At 61.8% G+C, this 17,023-nt stretch carries 16 protein-coding genes; 11 read left to right on the top strand and 5 right to left on the bottom strand.

What is annotated here, in order from left to right:
* Positions 1–63 precede the first annotated feature (63 nt).
* Positions 64–384 (bottom strand): DUF1476 domain-containing protein, encoded by a 321-nt coding sequence (locus E1B25_RS18170; RefSeq protein ID WP_132831016.1) that lies wholly within the window; start codon positions 382–384, stop codon positions 64–66.
* Positions 385–562: 178 nt separating this feature from the next.
* Between E1B25_RS18170 and purC the strand changes: the two genes are divergently transcribed.
* The 5 genes from purC (at position 563) to E1B25_RS18145 (ending at position 5,575) form a co-directional block, all read left to right on the top strand.
* On the top strand, positions 563–1,321 hold the full coding sequence (purC, locus tag E1B25_RS18165) for a phosphoribosylaminoimidazolesuccinocarboxamide synthase (RefSeq protein ID WP_132831015.1): 759 nt from the start codon (positions 563–565) through the stop codon (positions 1,319–1,321).
* 99 nt (positions 1,322–1,420) lie between these two features.
* Positions 1,421–1,651, top strand: a complete 231-nt coding sequence (gene purS, locus E1B25_RS18160) for a phosphoribosylformylglycinamidine synthase subunit PurS (RefSeq protein ID WP_132831014.1) — start codon at positions 1,421–1,423, stop codon at positions 1,649–1,651.
* An 86-nt stretch (positions 1,652–1,737) separates the two neighbouring features.
* A complete protein-coding gene (gene purQ, locus E1B25_RS18155) occupies positions 1,738–2,406 on the top strand; it encodes a phosphoribosylformylglycinamidine synthase subunit PurQ (RefSeq protein WP_132831013.1) in 669 nt (222 codons plus the stop codon).
* A 37-nt stretch (positions 2,407–2,443) separates the two neighbouring features.
* Positions 2,444–4,207 carry a sensor histidine kinase gene (locus E1B25_RS18150; protein WP_132831012.1) on the top strand — a complete coding sequence of 588 codons (1,764 nt, stop codon included), beginning with the start codon at positions 2,444–2,446 and terminating at the stop codon, positions 4,205–4,207.
* Between the two features lie 33 nt (positions 4,208–4,240).
* Positions 4,241–5,575 carry a sigma-54-dependent transcriptional regulator gene (locus tag E1B25_RS18145; RefSeq protein WP_132831011.1) on the top strand — a complete coding sequence of 445 codons (1,335 nt, stop codon included), beginning with the start codon at positions 4,241–4,243 and terminating at the stop codon, positions 5,573–5,575.
* An 80-nt stretch (positions 5,576–5,655) separates the two neighbouring features.
* Here the strand turns inward: E1B25_RS18145 and E1B25_RS18140 are convergent, their stop codons facing one another.
* On the bottom strand, positions 5,656–7,248 hold the full coding sequence (locus E1B25_RS18140) for a calcium-binding protein (RefSeq protein ID WP_132831010.1): 1,593 nt from the start codon (positions 7,246–7,248) through the stop codon (positions 5,656–5,658).
* A 199-nt stretch (positions 7,249–7,447) separates the two neighbouring features.
* On the opposite strand from E1B25_RS18140, the gene E1B25_RS18135 reads away from it, so the two are divergent.
* The 6 genes from E1B25_RS18135 to E1B25_RS22810 all read left to right on the top strand — a co-directional run bounded on the left by E1B25_RS18135 (position 7,448) and on the right by E1B25_RS22810 (position 15,200).
* Complete coding sequence (locus E1B25_RS18135; protein ID WP_132831009.1) at positions 7,448–7,987, top strand: helix-turn-helix transcriptional regulator; 540 nt, start codon at positions 7,448–7,450, stop codon at positions 7,985–7,987.
* Between the two features lie 461 nt (positions 7,988–8,448).
* Positions 8,449–11,157 (top strand): Rne/Rng family ribonuclease, encoded by a 2,709-nt coding sequence (locus tag E1B25_RS18130; protein WP_132831008.1) that lies wholly within the window; start codon positions 8,449–8,451, stop codon positions 11,155–11,157.
* A gap of 182 nt (positions 11,158–11,339) precedes the next feature.
* Positions 11,340–12,092: a cytochrome c biogenesis CcdA family protein gene (locus tag E1B25_RS18125; protein ID WP_132831045.1), complete on the top strand. Its 753-nt coding sequence runs from the start codon at positions 11,340–11,342 to the stop codon at positions 12,090–12,092.
* 115 nt (positions 12,093–12,207) lie between these two features.
* Positions 12,208–13,524: a hypothetical protein gene (locus E1B25_RS18120; protein ID WP_132831007.1), complete on the top strand. Its 1,317-nt coding sequence runs from the start codon at positions 12,208–12,210 to the stop codon at positions 13,522–13,524.
* Complete coding sequence (locus E1B25_RS18115; protein WP_132831006.1) at positions 13,521–14,891, top strand: cytochrome P450; 1,371 nt, start codon at positions 13,521–13,523, stop codon at positions 14,889–14,891. Before E1B25_RS18120 ends, E1B25_RS18115 begins: the two co-directional genes overlap by 4 nt.
* Positions 14,892–14,936: 45 nt before the next feature.
* The gene (locus E1B25_RS22810) at positions 14,937–15,200 is read left to right on the top strand and encodes a hypothetical protein (protein ID WP_206338582.1); all 264 of its coding nucleotides are present in this window, start codon (positions 14,937–14,939) and stop codon (positions 15,198–15,200) included.
* Here E1B25_RS22810 and E1B25_RS18105 read toward each other — a convergent pair.
* The 3 genes from E1B25_RS18105 to fumC are packed head-to-tail and all read right to left on the bottom strand — an operon-like array spanning position 15,197 to position 16,979.
* The gene (locus tag E1B25_RS18105) at positions 15,197–15,412 is read right to left on the bottom strand and encodes a ribbon-helix-helix domain-containing protein (RefSeq protein WP_132831004.1); all 216 of its coding nucleotides are present in this window, start codon (positions 15,410–15,412) and stop codon (positions 15,197–15,199) included. The two genes, E1B25_RS22810 and E1B25_RS18105, sit on opposite strands and share 4 nt — an antisense overlap.
* Entirely contained in the window at positions 15,409–15,585 is a 177-nt protein-coding gene (locus E1B25_RS18100) for a DUF4169 family protein (RefSeq protein ID WP_132831003.1), read from the bottom strand. Before E1B25_RS18100 ends, E1B25_RS18105 begins: the two co-directional genes overlap by 4 nt.
* Positions 15,585–16,979, bottom strand: a complete 1,395-nt coding sequence (fumC, locus tag E1B25_RS18095) for a class II fumarate hydratase (protein ID WP_132831002.1) — start codon at positions 16,977–16,979, stop codon at positions 15,585–15,587. Before fumC ends, E1B25_RS18100 begins: the two co-directional genes overlap by 1 nt.
* Positions 16,980–17,023 lie beyond the last annotated feature (44 nt).

Below are 17,023 nucleotides of genomic sequence, written 5' to 3'. Positions count from 1 at the left end.
CAAGACCATTATGAGGCAGGCATTTATGGGGGCGGGCCAGCTACGGGCCACGCCCCGGGTGCCTTAGTTGTCGGATTCGCTCATGATCTGGGCCTTGGCTTGCGGCAACAGTTCGGCCATTTTGGCGCGCACCGCGTCGGCGCTGGATTTGTCGCCCAGATCGCCCGAAACCTTGCGCACCACATCTTCGTGGCCAGCTTCTTCGAAATCGGATTTTACCACCGCTTTGGCATATTCGGCAGCATCGTCGCCGGTTTTGCCCATCAGCGCAGCGGCCCACAGGCCGAGCAGCTTGTTGGCGCGCGCCTGCGCCTTGAACTGCATTTCCTCGTCATGGGCGTATTTGTTCTCGAAGGCGTTTTCACGGTCGTTGAAAGTGGTCATGGGTGAGGCTCCCCCTGAAAAATGATGGTTTGTTCTGGTATGCCGGTCGATCGGGGCGACCGCAAGAGGGTTCGGCCCGACAGCAAGAGGGCACGTCGGCTTGCGACGCTCGGGCCCTTGCACTATGAGGGCACCACGCGCGGGGACTCATCCCCGGCGCATAGCCGAAAGGTTTCGCATGGCGCGCCGTACAAAGATATACGAAGGCAAGGCAAAAATCATGTACGAAGGTCCCGAGCCGGGTACGATCGTACAGTATTTCAAAGATGACGCCACTGCCTTCAATGCCGAAAAGAAGGCCGTGATCGAGGGCAAGGGGGTTCTGAACAACCGCCTGAGTGAATACTTCATGACCGGTCTGAATTTGGTCGGGGTGCCCACCCACTTCATTCGCCGTCTGAATATGCGTGAACAGCTGGTGCGATCCTGCGAGATCATTCCGCTGGAAGTGATCGTTCGCAACTTCGCCGCCGGGTCGCTGTCAAAGCGGCTGGGGATCGAAGAGGGCACGCAACTGCCGCGCCCGATTGTTGAATATTGCTACAAGGATGATGCGCTTGGCGACCCGTTGGTCAGCGAAGAGCATATTGCCGCCTTTGGCTGGGCCAGCCCGCAAGACATGGACGACGTTCTCAGCCTGGCGCTGCGGGTCAATGATTTCCTGACCGGCGTCATGTATGGGGTCGGCATCCGCGTGGTGGATTTCAAGATTGAGATCGGTCGCGTCTATGACGGCGATTTCCAGCGGCTGATCGTCGCCGACGAAATCAGCCCGGACAGCTGCCGGCTGTGGGATATCGAGACCGGGCAGAAGCTGGACAAGGACGTGTTCCGCCGCGATCTGGGCAGCCTGACCGACGCTTATTCCGAGGTCGCCCGCCGTTTGGGCGTGATGCCGAAGAACACGCAGGTCACCAAGCCGACGCTGATCAACTGATTCCCTGACCCTGCGCCTTGGAACGGGCGCGGGGTATGAGTATTTGGACAAAGAAGAAGCCCGCTTGGGCATGGCTGCAAAGATCGAGGTGCAGGACAGATGAAGGCACGGGTGCATGTGATGCTGAAGAACGGGGTTCTTGATCCGCAGGGCGAGGCCGTGCGCCACGCGCTGGGGGCGATGGGCTTTGATGGTGTCGAGGGCGTACGGCAGGGCAAGGTGATCGACCTGACACTGGCCGAGGGCACGACCGAGGCGCAGGTGGTCGAGATGTGCGACAAGCTGCTCGCCAATACCGTGATCGAAAGCTACGAGATCGAACTGGGCTGAGAGGATCGCCCCGGGTCATCCGGCCCCGCCCGGCGGGACCGTTTTCACCGTTTTCACCGATTTCACGAACTGAAGGAACCCGTTCCATGCGCGCAGCCGTTGTCGTTTTCCCCGGGTCCAATTGCGACCGTGACCTTGCCGTCGCCTTTGAGCGCGAAGGCTTTGCCGTGGACATGGTCTGGCACAAGGAAACCGCGCTGCCCGAGGGGGTCGATATCGTCGGCATTCCGGGCGGTTTTTCCTATGGCGATTACCTGCGCTGCGGCGCCATCGCAGCGCAATCGCCGATTTGTCAGGCGGTGGTGGCCCATACCCGGCGCGGTGGCTATGCTGTGGGCGTCTGCAACGGGTTTCAGGTGCTGACCGAAACTGGGATCCTGCCCGGTGCCTTGCTGCGCAATGCGGGTCTGAAGTATATCTGCAAGACCATCGGGCTGCGGGTCGAGACCGCCGACAGCGCCTTTACCGGCGGCTACGAGGTGGGGCAGGAGATCGCCATTCCGATTGCCCACCACGACGGCAATTATTTCGCCGATGAAGCCACGATCGCGGCGCTGCGCGCCGAGGACCGGATCGCTTTTACCTATACCGACAACCCCAACGGCTCGGTCGCGGACATCGCTGGCATCCTGTCGGAAAACCGTCGGGTGCTGGGCATGATGCCGCACCCGGAGCGGGCAGCGGATCACGGCCATGGCGGCACCGACGGGGCGGCGTTCTTCCGCGCATTGGCCGGGGTGATGGCTCTGGCATGACTTGAGCCTGCGCCGACTGCGGCGTAGCCTTGCCCGCATGAAAGCGTCAAAGACCCCACGTATTCGCTGGGCCCGGTCCTCTGCCATTCGCTGGTGGGTTCGACTGGCGTTTCTGCTATTGCTGACGGCTGCGGTGGCGACCGTCTTTATCACCAACCGGCTTTTGACCAATCGGTTCACCGAAAGCACCCGCTATCGCGCGGAACTGCGGCTGGCGCTTTACAGTGGCAACCTGTTGAGCGAGTTGCGCCGCAACGCCATCGTGCCACAGCTTCTGGCGCGTGACCCGGCGCTGATCGCGGCGCTTCAGTCCAACGACTTCAGCCTGTCAACGCAGCGGTTGCTTTCGTTCGTCGAGGAGATCGGTGCCGCGTCGCTGATGTTGCTGGATCAGGACGGGCGCACGGTGGCGGCGACGGATCGCAACCGGCTTGGCGAATTGCGCCGCTCGGAAGCCTATTTCGTAGACACCATTCGGGCCAACTCGACCGTGTTTTCGGTCACCCAACGCGAGGCGGGCGGCTACAGTTTTGTCTATTCGCGCCGGGTCACCGACACGTCGGGGACGCTGGGCGTGATCGTGGTCGAGGTCGATTTGCGGAAATTCGAACTCGCCTGGGCGGGGATTTCCGACGCGGTTCTGGTCACCGACAGCACCGGGACGATCGTGCTGTCGACCGAGCCGCGCTGGCGCGGGCTGAGCGAGGAAGAGGCGCTGGAGAAACAGGATCCGCAGGGCGCGATTCAGCGGGCGATCCGGATGACCGCCGACTGGACGGCACTGCCGGCGGATGCCTATCTGGGCGGCGAGGCGGTGATGCGGATGCAAACCCGCATTCCGTTCCGCGGCTGGCGCATGACGTCGTTCACGACCTATGCCTCGATTCGGGAAAAGGTGAACGCGGCGCTGGCGCTGGAGATCATGGGATTCGCCATCCTGCTGGCGCTGGCGTTCTATTTCCTGAGCCGCAAAACGGCGCTGCGGATGGCGTTGTTCCAGCGCGAATCTGCCGAGTTGAGGGCGTTGAACGCGCGGCTTCAGCGGGAAATCGCCGAACGGGAGCGGGTGCAAGAAAACCTCGCCGTGGCGGAACAGACTTTGGCCCAAAGCTCCAAACTGGCCGCTTTGGGAGAGATGTCGGCGGCGGTGAGCCATGAGTTGAACCAGCCGCTGGCGGCGATGAAGACCTATCTGGCGGGCGCGCGGCTGTTGATTCGGCGCAACCGGCCGGAAGAGGCACTGGCCAGTTTCGGGCGCATTGATGACCTGTTGGAGCGGATGGGAGCGATCACCCGGCAGCTGAAATCCTATGCCCGCAAGGGCAGCGAGGTGTTCTCGCCGGTGAATCTGGGCGACGCGCTGGCCTCGTCGCTGGCGATGATGGAGCCGCAGTTGCGCCAGCGCCACGTGAAGATCACCAAGTTTCTGCCCAAGGAGCCGGTGCGGGTTATGGGCGACCGGATGCGGGTCGAGCAGGTGATGATCAACCTCTTGCGCAATGCGCTGGACGCCACCAAATCGGTGCGTGACCCCGAGATCGAGATCATTCTGGCGGCCGGTGAAACCGCATCATTGACGGTGCGGGACAATGGCGACGGGATCGAGGATTTCGATTCCCTGTTCGAGCCGTTTTATACCACCAAGCAGCCGGGGGATGGCGTTGGTCTGGGGTTGGCGATCTCTTCGGGGATCGTCACCGAACTGGGCGGTCGGTTGACCGCGCGCAACGGGCAGAAGGGTGGCGCCGTATTCGAGATGCAATTGCCGATCCTGGAGGAAGGGATCGCGGCGGCGGAATAAGCGCCGGAACAAGAAGAACGAAAGGAACAGGCAATGGCACAGGCCATGAAGATCGCCATCGTTGATGACGAACAGGATATGCGCCAGTCGATCAGCCAATGGCTGGCGCTGTCGGGCTATGACACCGAAACCTTTGCCCGTGCCGAGGATGCGCTCAAGGTGTTGGGGCCGGAGTATCCGGGTATCGTGATTTCTGACATCAAGATGCCGGGGATGGACGGGATGCAGTTCCTGAAAAAGCTGATGGGCAGCGACAGCACGCTGCCGGTGATCATGATCACCGGCCATGGCGATGTGCCGATGGCGGTCGAGGCGATGCGGGTGGGGGCGTTCGACTTTCTCGAAAAGCCGTTCAACCCGGATCGCATGTCGGAACTGGCCAAGCGCGCCTCCCATGCGCGCCGACTGACGCTGGACAATCGGGCGCTGCGCAAGGAATTGAGCGACGGCACCCAGTTGATGAAAAAGCTGATCGGGTCCTCGCCGGTGATGGAGCGGCTGAAGGAGGATATCCTCGATCTCAGCCAAGCCGACGGGCATGTGCTGATCGAGGGAGAGACCGGCACCGGCAAGACGCTGGTGGCCCATGCCTTGCATGCCGCAGGCAGCCGTGCGGGCAAGAAATTTGTGTTGGTGAGCTGTGCCGCGCTGGAGGAAGAGGCGCTGTCCAAGCGGCTGTTCGGTCCGGTCATGCCGGAAGATTCTCAGATCCCGGCGATGGAGGAAGCGCGCGGCGGCACATTGGTGCTAGAGGATGTCGAAACTCTGAGCGAGGCGTTGCAGGCCAAGCTGTTGAACGCGATCAACGAACAGGGCACCCCGTCGGAGACCCGGATCATAGCGATCTCCAACATCCAGGAGGCCGGCAAGATCTGCGAGGATGTGCTGCGCAACGACCTGTTCTATCGGCTCGCGGCGCTGCGGATGACGGTGCCACCGTTGCGCCAGCGCGGCGAGGATATCCTGACGTTGTTCACCCGCCTGACCGAACAGTTCGCCGAGGAATATGGCTGTGATGCGCCCAAGGTCAGTGCGCAAGAGGCGGCGCAACTGTTGCAGGCACCCTGGCCGGGCAATGTGCGCCAGCTGATCAACATCGCCGAACGCGCGGTGCTGCAGGCACGGCGTGGCTCGGGCACCATCGCATCGCTGCTGATGTCGGATCACGAAGAGATGCAGCCGGTGATGACCACCGAGGGCAAGCCGCTGAAGGAATATGTCGAGGCGTTCGAGCGGATGCTGATCGACAACACCATGCGGCGGCACAAGGGATCAATCGCCAGTGTGATGGACGAACTGTGCCTGCCGCGCCGGACGCTGAACGAGAAGATGGCGAAATACGGGCTGCAGCGGTCGGATTACCTTTAGGCTGACGCGCGGAAACGTCGAACGGCTCCTGCGTAGACAACAGGGCCGCTCTCGCTTCGAGACAACGGGGCAGAGGCGGCCTAGCCGAAAATGAACGTCTCGGCGTCGAGCTCACTGGCGGAAACACCGCGCAGTTCGATAAGGATATCTGACACCTCCCAGGTGCCAGATGTCCAGGCCACGGTCGCGTTGCCGATGGCGTTCTCGGAGAGGACCAGATCAGCCAGGGTCAGCCCCTTGATCTCGGTAAAGTCCATGCTGTCCTCGAGCGGGTCGAAATCCATCACGATATCATTGCAGGCACCGCCGCCGTTGCCGTAGAGATATTGCGGATCGGCCTCTTTATAGATCAGGGTGTCGGCGCCGGCCCCCAACCAGATGAAATTGGTGCCCGAATTGCCAAAAACCTGATCGTCGGCATCGGTGCCAAACAGGATCTCGTTCCATTCGCCGCCTTCGCCGAACCTATAGGCGCGGTCATCGCCGATATTGGTGTGGGCCCCATCGAGGATCTTGAACCGCAGCGGGGTCCAGTAGGCGCCGTTGAAATGCAGCTCTTCGATGAAATGCTCGGGCGCGCCGAACTGGTCCTGTACGGTGATCGACCCTCGGCCCTCATCGGCAACGATCACCATGTCGGTGCCGATTTTGTCGAAGGACAGGCGCGCAAAGGCTTCTGCGCTGCTGCCGCTTGAGGGGCCGAAAAAGCCGACCAGTTCGATCCGATCATAATCGGACCAGGTCGCCGTCTCGCCCTTGTCGAACACGGTATCGTGGCCATCGGTTTCCGACGGCCCCAGGGTGTCGACATCATAGCCATAGCGATAGGTGTCTCCACCGGTGCCGCCCTTTATCAGGTCATCACCGCTGCCGCCGCTTAGCATGTCGCGACCGCTACCACCGAACAGCCGGTCATTGCCGTCTTGCCCATAAAGGGTGTCATCGCCTCCGCCACCGCGCAGGGTATCGTCGCCCGCTTCGCCATAGACGCGATCACTATCTTGCCCGGCCTTGACAAGGTCACTGCCGGCGCCGGCATAGATGTGGTCGACTCCGGCCTGTCCCAGCAGCACATCGTCTCCGGTGCCGCCGAACAGGGTATCGTCCCCGCGGCCCCCCGCGAGCCTGTCGTTGCCGTCGTTGCCGGTGATGTAATCCGCGCCGCCACGGCCGGACAGGGTATCGTCAAGTGCGGTGCCCGCCATCAGGTCGGCGAATCGTCCGCCGAAGATCCCGGTGGGCAACCGATAGGTCACCCCGCCAGCGGTGATCTGTTCGATCGCCTCACCGGCATAGTGATCCAGAATGGTAATTTCGTATGAAGGTTGCGCCGGATCGCGAAAGCGGTGCGGCTTTGAGGGGGTGACGATAAAAAGGTCGTCGCCGTCGTGCAGCGCGGTGGCAAACCCCAGATAGCCCAGAGAGGCCGAGTGGATCAGTTCGCCCGCCCCGACGATGCTGTCGCGGGCACCATCGGTGCCGTTGTCGTCGATGATATAGCGATGCACCGGGTCTTGCCCGACCGGTTCGCTCAGATCATAGATGTCGCCGCCATTCAGTCCCGAAATGAAATCGGGGCTGTCCAGCCGACCCACGCCATAGGGCAAGAGAAGATCCTTGCCTGCGGTGCCAATGAGGAGGTCTGTGGAAATGGTGCCAGTGAATGTGGCCATGTTTGCATCCTGTGCGCGCACGCCGGGGAAGTCCGCCGCTTCGGTGTCGCTGTTGCCCTAGTGGTCGCATTTTGGTGCTCGATGGGCTATAAGCACGTGCTTACAAAGCGAGGAAGCACTGTTTTTTACGCCCCGATGTCCTGACCGAGGAACGCCAATGCCCCGGCCCGTATGGTGGCCCGTTCGATTCAGATCAAGCGTGTCCGCTGGTGCGTGGCGCAAGGCGCGTTGGCCCCGCGCGGTCCGCGCGCGACTTGGGGTGCTGTCCGTCTTCATCGCCTTGCAGGCGGTGGCGGTGGCCTTTTTCATCGGTGATGTTGTGGTCGATATCATGGTCGATAGCATGAGCGGGAGCCTTGTGCAGCATACTGTCATTGAGGCGATCGCCACCCTTGCTTTGCTGATGGGGGTGTCTTTGGGGGCCTATGAGATATGGCAGACCCTGGCGCGCACACGGCGAGCGGAACGCGCGTTGCAACTGGCCTCTGGCGCGTTCTCCGATCTGGTTCGTCAGCGGTTCGATTTCTGGGGGCTGACGGACGCCGAGCGCGAGGTCGCGTTGTTGACTCTCAAAGGCTTTGATGCGCCCGAGATTGGCCGGCTGCGGCAGGTGGCGAACGGGACGGTGCGGGCGCAGTTGGCACGCATATATGCCAAATCCGAAAGCAACGGGCGGGGGCAGTTCGTATCGTTGTTTCTGGATGATTTGCTGGAGACACCGTTGCAGGAGGCGCGCTGAGCCACGTTCTGGATGGCAGATGCTCTGAATGGTGCATATGAGAGCGTTCTTTTGCAATTCCGTGGCTGGGGTGCAACAAGCCCATTGTATTTTCCTCTCTGCTGCCCTTATGGTGTAGAACCGGACCATTGCGCTTTTGCGTCAGGCCCCGGTGAGAGATTCGCTGTTTCAGCCTTGAGCGGCCCAGAGCCGAAAGTCTGGACAGACCGATAGTGCCCACGTTGGGCGATGAGTTGACCACGCCTGAGATCAGGTGAGGCAAATACACGGGCAGGAAACGAGACCGTCTCGACCTGTCGGAGAAGAACCGCGATGACGCGCGCGCGAGCATTGAACACTCAGGTTTCGGGTCCGGAAGACGGACTTTGCCGCACGGCGTCAAAAATCGCCCTGACAAGACATAACCCCAAACGCGCGCGTCCGCCTGGGCGGGCGCGTTTACGGTTGTGCAACAAGGACTTATGGCAAAGAAGATGCTTATTGACGCTACCCACGCGGAAGAGACCCGCGTCGTGGTGGTGGACGGAAACAAGGTCGAGGAATTCGATTTTGAATCCGAGAACAAACGCCAGCTTGCTGGCAATATCTATCTGGCAAAGGTAACACGGGTCGAACCCTCGCTTCAGGCGGCCTTTGTCGATTATGGTGGGAACCGTCATGGGTTCCTGGCTTTTTCGGAAATTCACCCGGATTATTATCAGATCCCGGTGGCCGATCGCGAAGCGCTGATGGCCGAAGAGCAGGCCTATGCCGACGCGATGCACGCCAAGGATGAGGAAGACGAGAAGAAACCCTCGTCGCGTAAATCCTCGTCGCGTTCGAAATCAAGATCCCGGACCAAGGCCGAAGATCTGAAATCCGGCGATGCGGTCGAGACCAAAGAGGTCGACACCGAAATCAGCGGCATGGAAACCATCGACCTGTCCGAACCGGACGAGGCTGATACGGCTGATGTGCCCGAGGGCAGTTCGCCGATGGAGCGTGTGGCCGAAACCCCGGTCGAGGAACCGCAGGACAGCGCCTCCGAAGGGGACGACGCCGACGAGTCTGACGACGGCGAGAGCAATCGCGTCGACGATCGCAACGATGCGGCGGCCAAGGATTCCTCGATTGAATCCGTGGCGGATGACGACGATCACGAAGATATTCGCCCGCCGCGCAAACCGCGGCCGCGGCGCTATAAGATCCAGGAAGTGGTCAAGGTTCGCCAGATCATGCTGGTGCAGGTCGTTAAAGAAGAACGTGGCAACAAAGGCGCCGCGCTCACCACGTATCTGAGCCTTGCTGGCCGCTATTGCGTGTTGATGCCCAACACCGCGCGTGGCGGTGGCATTTCGCGCAAGATTACCAACGTGACCGACCGCAAGAAGCTGAAAGAGATTGCTGCCGAGATCGATGTGCCCAAGGGCGCCGGTCTGATTGTCCGTACGGCTGGGGCCAAGCGGACCAAGGCCGAGATCAAGCGCGATTATGAATATCTGCAACGGCTCTGGGAGCAGATCCGCGAACTGACGTTGAAATCCATCGCGCCGGCCAAGATCTATGAAGAAGGCGACCTGATCAAACGCTCGATCCGCGACCTGTATAACCGCGAGATCGACGAGGTTCTGGTGGAGGGCGAAGGCGGTTATCGCATCGCCAAGGACTTCATGAAGATGATCATGCCGTCCCACGCCAAGAACGTGCAGCACTATGTCGACACGATGCCGCTGTTTGCGCGCTTTCAGGTCGAAAGCTATCTTGCTGGCATGTTCAACCCGGTGGTGCAGCTGCGCTCCGGTGGCTATATCGTGATCGGCGTGACCGAGGCGCTGGTGGCGATCGACGTGAACTCTGGCCGGGCCACCAAAGAAGGCTCGATCGAGGAGACCGCGACCAAGACCAACCTTGAGGCCGCCGAAGAGGTGGCGCGCCAGTTGCGGCTGCGCGACCTTGCCGGGCTGATCGTCATCGACTTTATCGACATGGACGAGCGCAAGAACAACGCTGCCGTCGAAAAACGGATGAAGGACCGGCTGAAAACCGACCGCGCCCGCATTCAGGTTGGCCGCATCTCGGGCTTTGGCCTGATGGAGATGAGCCGCCAGCGTCTGCGCCCCGGCATGATCGAGGCAACGACACAGCCTTGCCCGGCCTGTCACGGCACCGGTTTGATCCGCTCGGACGACAATATGGCGCTGAACATCCTGCGCCAGATCGAGGAAGAAGGCGTGCGGCGTCGGTCGCGCGAGGTGTTGGTCCGCTGCCCGATCAGCATCGTCAACTACCTGATGAACCAGAAACGCGAGCATATCCTCCAGATCGAAACCCGCTATGGGCTTTCGGTCCGGGTCGAGGGCGATGCGCATCTGATCAGCCCCGACTTCACGCTTGAGAAGTTCAAGACCGCAACCCGTGCTGTGCCCGAAGCTGTCGCGCCGGTTGTATCGGTCGATGCCTCGCTGATGGCGCCGGAAGAGGTGGACGAGGACGAGATCGAGGACGAGGTCGAGGACGAAATCGCGGCAGAGGTTCCCGATGTCGTGGCGGAGGCCGAGACCGAGACCGACGAGGAGACCCCCAAGCCCAAGCGCAAGCGGCGTCGTCGGCGGCGCAAGCCCAAGTCGGGCAGCACCAATGGCAATGGCGAGACCGGGTCCGAGGACGACGATGCGTCTGTCGAGACGCCGGTTGAGGCCGCGGCCGCAACCGAGGCAGATGCCAAACCTGCGGATGCAGAGGATGGTGCTGTGGCGGCAGAGCCCAAGCCGAAGCCGAAATCCTCGCGCAGTCGGTCGCGGTCGCGGTCGCGCAAGCCTGTGACTGAAACGGTGCCAGAGGTGGCGACTGAGGCGACAAGCGTTGCTGCCGAGGTCGAGGCGACACCTGAGGCTGCCCCTGAGGTCAAACCGGTCGACGTCGTGGTGGCGGAGCCGGTTGCGGCCCCTGAGCCTGTGTCCGAAGTGCCTGAACCGGTGGCAGAGGTTTCTGCGCCTGTGGCTGTGGTTCAACCGGAACCCGCGCCCGTCGCTGAACCTGAACCCGTAGCGGCACCAGAACCTGAAGTGGTCAGCGCGCCGGAACCGGCGCCGGTGAGCAGCCCGGCCCCGGTGGCGGCCGAGGCCGAGCCGGCCTTGGCTGAGGACAAGCCCAAGTCAAAACGGCGCGGCTGGTGGGCCTTGGGCAGTTAATACGCTGCCTCTGAGCAAAGATATCAGGCCCCGGACCATTGGTCCGGGGCCTTTTTCGTAGCCGCGTCCAATCGGGGCTCTGGCCATATATCCCGCGTGTCGATCTTCTTTTCGAACCCGGGCACAAGGATGTGACCGGATGGCCTCGTGACCTGCGCGTCGCAATGGCCTATGCCGGTGATATGTTCGGAATCGATATCTTTGACGCGGGGCTTCTGCCCGCGATGACCGTGGCGCTGATGGCTGGCATCGTCAGCTTTCTCTCGCCCTGTGTTCTGCCCATCGTGCCGCCCTATCTGGCCTATATGAGCGGGGTTTCCGTAACCGATCTGAGCGTTGGACGCGCGGGGCGGAACAAGGCGCTGTTGCCGGCGCTGTTCTTTGTTCTTGGCCTATCGACAGTGTTTCTGTTTCTGGGCTTTACCGCCTCGGCGATCGGGACGGTGTTTCTGCAATACCAGTCGACCTTCAACGTCGCGGCCGGGATCATGGTGATGATCTTTGGCGCCCATTTCGTCGGCGTCTACCGGATCGGGTTCCTTGACCGCGAGGCGCGCATTGACGTCGGTGATCGCGGCGGCAGCGCGTTGGGGGCCTATGTGCTGGGCCTTGCCTTTGCCTTTGGCTGGACGCCCTGCATCGGGCCGCAGCTTGGGGCGATCCTGTCGCTGGCCGCCTCGGAAGGGTCGATCGCGCGCGGCACGGTTCTGTTGGCGGTTTATGCTATGGGGCTGGGCATCCCGTTCCTGCTGTTCGCGGCGTTTCTGCCCCGACTCGGCGGGCTGATGGGCTGGATGAAGCGGCATATGGAGCGGATCGAGCGGGTCATGGGGCTGCTGCTGTGGACCATCGGGTTGTTGATGCTCACCGGCGGTTTCTCGGCCTTTTCATACTGGCTACTGGAAAATTTCCCGGCGCTGGCCACCCTGGGTTGATTTGGCCACATTTCTTGGGTTGATTTGACCAAATTGGGCCGAACCGGGCAAATTCAACGATTTCTTTACTCTAGCCGAAAAAGTCGGCTAGCATCCGCTTAAGAATGAGGGCGGAATGAGCAGAGAGCAGGCGCAACCGACAGTTCAACTCGCGCAGCAGGTGCGCCGCCGAAGGGTGTTTTATATCCCCGGCTATGATCCCATTCATCCGCGCCGCTACCGCGAGCTTTACCGCACGGAGGCGCGTGAACAGGCTGAAATTTCGGGCTACGAGATCGCGCTAAGCCACAAGACGACCAAGGGCCCCTATGGCTGGCATGTGAACAGCCGGATTGATGGGGTTGAGGTTGATGCGGATTTCTCGGTTCTGGTCTGGTCCGACATCGTGCGAAAAAGCATGTCGACATCGACCGCAGCGACCTATTCGCGCTTGGTGCGGACCGCTTGGGTCTATATCAGCAGCGGCGCGTTGTGGCGGATGATGCGGCTGCGCAAGGGGCCGGTGATTGCGGCGCTGTATCCGGTAGGGATGCTGTTGCTGCAGCTTTTTCTGGCCGTGCTCCTGGCCTGGAGCGTGGCGTGGAGCGTGGGCCTGTTGGCCAGTGCGTTGCCATGGGAGAGAATGTCTTTACTTGAACGTGTCGTTGGCCCGGTGATGGTTCCGGTTCTGGGGCCGCTGGTCGGCTGGGTGCTGGGCTGGGCGCTGGGGACTTGGGTGGGCGTGATGCTGTTGCGCTGGTTCAAGCGGCTGGATCGAAAGTTCTATGCCTATTACCTGATGCATGATTACGCCTATTCTGCGCGCTACCGGGGGGCCAACCCGCCAGAGTTGGAGGCGCGGCTGACAGAGTTTGCCGGGCGGATCGAAGAGGCGTTGCACCAGAATTTCGACGAGGTTCTGGTGATCGGCCATTCTTCGGGGGCGCATCTGGGGGTTTCGGTTCTTTCCGATCTGATCCGCGCGGGCCGGGTGCCGGCAGTTGGTCCGGCGCTGGGGTTTCTCACGTTGGGGCAGGTGGTGCCGATGGTCTCTTTCCTGCCCGGCGCACAGCGGTTGCGTGCCGATCTGCGATATCTTTCGGCGCGCGACGAGCTGACCTGGGTCGACGTCTCCGCGCCCGGAGATGGCTGTGCCTTTGCGTTGTGCGATCCGGTGGCGGTGAGCGGGGTGGCGCCAGAGGATAAGCGTGGACCGCTGGTCGTGTCCGCCGCCTTCACCCAGACCTTGAGCCCGGAGCGGTGGGCGGCGCTGCGCTGGCGGTTCTTCCGGCTCCATTTCCAGTATCTCTGTGCCTTTGACCGACCCGGAGATTACGACTATTTCCAGATCACCGCCGGTCCGCAGACGTTGGGCGATCGCTATGCCGGGCGGGAGCCGTCGAAATCGCGGATCGAAACGCCGCTCTTGAAATACCGATCTGCGGGCGCGTGACCACTCCGTTACCCCCGAAGCCGGCGGCGCGGCCAGACAAGGTATCGCTGCGCCGGTATCTGCGGCTGTTCAGGGCCGATATCCTGTCGGCCCAACCGGCACGGTTGTATCGGGCGTGGATGGCAGAGTTTCGCACGCCTTTCTTTCGCTCGTTCCTGCTCAATCAGCCCGATCTGGTGAAAATGGTGCTCAAGGAGCGGCCCGACGATTTTCCCAAGTCCAACCGCATTGGCGAGGGGCTGCGGCCGTTGCTGGGCAATTCGGTCTTTCTGACCAATGGGGCGGTCTGGAAACGCCAGCGGCGGATCATCGACCCGGCCTTTGAGGGCGGGCGGCTCCGGGATACGTTTCCGGCCATGTGGGCGGCGGGCGAGGCGGCGGTAGGGCGGTTGGCGACGCAGGTGGCGCAGGCAGGTGGCAAGCCGGTCGAGATCGAAGCGGTCACCAGCCATGCCGCCGCCGATGTGATCTTTCGCACGTTGTTTTCGATCCCGATCGAACATGAGGTGGCGAGCGAGGTGTTTTCGCGCTTTCGCGCCTATCAGCGGGCGCAGCCGATCCTGAATCTGGCCGCCTTTCTACCGCTGCCGCGCTGGGTGCCGCGGATCTTTCCCAAGGGAACGCGGGCCAATGCGGCGCAAATCCGCGGTTTGATTCGGCGGTTGACCTCCGAGCGGATGGAGGCGGTTGCGGCCGGCGGTGCCCCGGATGATCTGGCGACCAAGATCATCACCACGGTGGATCCGGACACCGGGCAGGGGTTTGACACCGAAGAGATGGTCGATCAGGTGGCGATCTTTTTCCTCGCCGGGCATGAGACCAGCGCCTCGGCGCTGGCGTGGACGTTGTATCTGATGGCGCTATACCCCGAGTGGCAGGACAAGGTTGCGACAGAGGCGGCGGCGCTGGAACCGGACTTTGGCGCGGTGTCGCGGCTCAGGATCAGCCGCGATGTGTTCCGCGAGGCGCTGCGGCTGTATCCTCCGGTGCCGATGATGGTGCGCGAGGCCACCTGTCCGGAAACCTTCCGAAACCGAAAGGTGCCCAAGGGCGCGCAATTGGTTCTAAGCCCCTGGCATCTGCATCGACACACGCGGCTGTGGGACAATCCGGACGGGTTCGACCCGACCCGCTGGCAGACGGCGAACGGAAAGAAATGCCAGCGCGAGGCTTATATCCCGTTCTCCGCCGGGCCGCGGGTCTGCACCGGGGCGGGGTTCGCCATGGTCGAGGGGCCGCTTTTGCTGTCGATGTTGCTGCGGCACTTCCGGGTTGAGCGCGTCGAGGGGCGCGATCCGATCCCGGTGGCGCATTTGACGGTGCGGGCAAAGGAGGGGATCTGGTTGCGGATCGTCCCGAGAGAGTAAGCCCTCGAAAATTCGAATTTTCGGGGCAAATTTCTTCGAAGAAATTTGTATTTAGCGAATAACCCGAACCGGCTGTTGATTGCAGAAGATCACGATCTGTCCAGCGTTCTCAACCGCGTGAAAGCCGCGCCGGGCGAGTTCCGCCTCGAACTGCGTCCTGCCGACCAATCGTTCGACATCACGGGTCTGGCGGCGGATTACGCCGCCTGCGCAGGCAGCCTTGGAGCTGAACAGTTGGAACAGCCATTTCTCTGGCGTGAGGTGGGGCGAAAGTTGGGTCATGTCCGCAGCATGGCGGGGCTTGCTTAACGCGCCCTTAACCGGCGCAGCACATAAAGCCGGATCGCCGAGGCCAACCCGCAATCGGTGCCGCGTGCTGCATCAATATCTGCCGCCAACGCATTGATTGCGCGACCTTCTTCTGTGGCGATCTCAAGAAAGGCAGCCCAGAATTCATCCTCCAGCGACACGCTGGTGCGGTGTCCGCGCAGGGTCAGGGAATGTTTGCGCGGGCGGTTCATTCCTCGCGCTCATGGCCGTCGATGTCGCGGCGGGCCTTTTCGGCGCGGGCGCGCTCCAGATCGCTCTGGGCTTTGCTGCGACCGAATTTGACAACGTTTTCATCGGCGCGGGCCTTTTTCTCGGCCCGCGCCTTTTGTTTTCGAAACCGGTTCAGATTGACCGGCTTTTCCATCAGTCCTTGGGGCCGATCATCTGTTCTGGCCGCACGACTTTTTCAAAGGTTTCGGCATCGACGAAGCCAAGGGCGATCGCCTCTTCCTTCAGGGTGGTGCCGTTCTTATGCGCGGTTTTGGCGACCTTGGTGGCGTTGTCATAGCCGATGGTGGGGGCCAGCGCCGTGACCAGCATCAGGCTTTCCGTCATCAGCTTTTCGATCCGCGCCTCGTTGGCCTGAATGCCATTCAGCATCCGCAGGGTAAAGCTGTCGGTGGCATCGCCCAGCAGTTGGATCGACTGCAGCAGGTTGTAGGCCATCATCGGGTTATAGACGTTCAACTCGAAATGCCCTTGCGAGCCTGCGAATTTGATCGCCGTATCATTGCCCATCACATGGGCCGCGACCTGCGTCAGGGCTTCGGCTTGGGTAGGGTTGACCTTGCCCGGCATGATCGACGAGCCGGGTTCATTCTCCGGCAGGATCAACTCACCCAGACCCGAGCGCGGACCAGAACCGAGGAAGCGGATATCGTTGGCGATCTTGTAGCAGGACCCGGCCACGGTCGCGAGCGCGCCGGACAGGAACACCATGGCGTCATGAGCGGCCAGCGCCTCGAACTTGTTCGGGGCGGTGACAAAGGGCAGGCCGGTGATTTCGGCCATGTTGGCGGCGACCGTTTCGCCCCAGCCTGTCTTGGTATTCAGCCCGGTGCCCACGGCGGTGCCGCCCTGCGCCAGCTCATAGATGCCGGGCAGGCAGGCGTTGACCCGTGCGATTCCCTGACGGATCTGATGGGCATAGCCGGAGAATTCCTGTCCCAGCGTCAGCGGCGTGGCATCCTGGGTATGGGTACGGCCGATCTTGATGATGTCCTTGAACTCTTCGGCCTTGGTCTCGAGCCCGACGGCGAGCTTTTCCAGACCCGGCAGCAGCACGTCGCGCACCGACATCGCGGTGGCGATATGCATGGCGGTGGGGAAGGTATCGTTGGAGCTTTGCCCCATGTTGCAGTGATCGTTCGGGTGCACCGGATCCTTGGAGCCGATGACGCCGCCCAAGATCTCGGTCGCCCGGTTGGCGATTACCTCGTTGGCGTTCATGTTGGATTGCGTGCCCGAGCCGGTTTGCCACACAACAAGGGGAAAGTTGTCGTCGAACTTGCCCGCGATCACTTCGCTTGCGGCCTCGATGATGGCGTCGGCCAGCCTTGCGTCAAGGCTGCCGCTGGCCTTGTTGGCGATGGCACAGGCTTGTTTGATGACGCCAAGCGCGCGCACAATGGCGACCGGCTGCTTTTCCCAACCGATCGGGAAATTCATCAGTGACCGCTGGGTCTGCGCGCCCCAGTATTTGTCGGCGGGAACTTCGAGGGGACCAAAGCTGTCGGTCTCGGTGCGGGTTTCGGTCATAGGACACTCCGTTTCGTATGCGATTGCATGCCGTCTAGCCGCCC

Origin of the sequence: Antarcticimicrobium sediminis, from assembly GCF_004348975.1 — a bacterium.
GTDB classification, from domain to species: domain Bacteria; phylum Pseudomonadota; class Alphaproteobacteria; order Rhodobacterales; family Rhodobacteraceae; genus Antarcticimicrobium; species Antarcticimicrobium sediminis.
The sequence above is the reverse complement of the archived record's forward strand: the minus strand, read 5'-3'. Positions and strand labels throughout refer to the sequence as shown.

Bases quoted from the DNA above. Each gene is read 5' to 3' on its own strand.
- E1B25_RS18100 (WP_132831003.1), bottom strand. From the start codon at position 15,585: ATGGAAAAGCCGGTCAATCTGAACCGGTTTCGAAAACAAAAGGCGCGG.
- purQ (WP_132831013.1), top strand. From the start codon at position 1,738: ATGCGCGCAGCCGTTGTCGTTTTCCCCGGGTCCAATTGCGACCGTGAC.
- E1B25_RS18145 (WP_132831011.1), top strand. From the start codon at position 4,241: ATGGCACAGGCCATGAAGATCGCCATCGTTGATGACGAACAGGATATG.
- E1B25_RS18120 (WP_132831007.1), top strand. From the start codon at position 12,208: ATGAGCAGAGAGCAGGCGCAACCGACAGTTCAACTCGCGCAGCAGGTG.
- E1B25_RS18130 (WP_132831008.1), top strand. From the start codon at position 8,449: ATGGCAAAGAAGATGCTTATTGACGCTACCCACGCGGAAGAGACCCGC.
- E1B25_RS18140 (WP_132831010.1), bottom strand. From the start codon at position 7,248: ATGGCCACATTCACTGGCACCATTTCCACAGACCTCCTCATTGGCACC.
- fumC (WP_132831002.1), bottom strand. From the start codon at position 16,979: ATGACCGAAACCCGCACCGAGACCGACAGCTTTGGTCCCCTCGAAGTT.
- purC (WP_132831015.1), top strand. From the start codon at position 563: ATGGCGCGCCGTACAAAGATATACGAAGGCAAGGCAAAAATCATGTAC.
- E1B25_RS18105 (WP_132831004.1), bottom strand. From the start codon at position 15,412: ATGAACCGCCCGCGCAAACATTCCCTGACCCTGCGCGGACACCGCACC.
- E1B25_RS18170 (WP_132831016.1), bottom strand. From the start codon at position 384: ATGACCACTTTCAACGACCGTGAAAACGCCTTCGAGAACAAATACGCC.
- E1B25_RS18125 (WP_132831045.1), top strand. From the start codon at position 11,340: ATGTTCGGAATCGATATCTTTGACGCGGGGCTTCTGCCCGCGATGACC.
- E1B25_RS18150 (WP_132831012.1), top strand. From the start codon at position 2,444: ATGAAAGCGTCAAAGACCCCACGTATTCGCTGGGCCCGGTCCTCTGCC.
- purS (WP_132831014.1), top strand. From the start codon at position 1,421: ATGAAGGCACGGGTGCATGTGATGCTGAAGAACGGGGTTCTTGATCCG.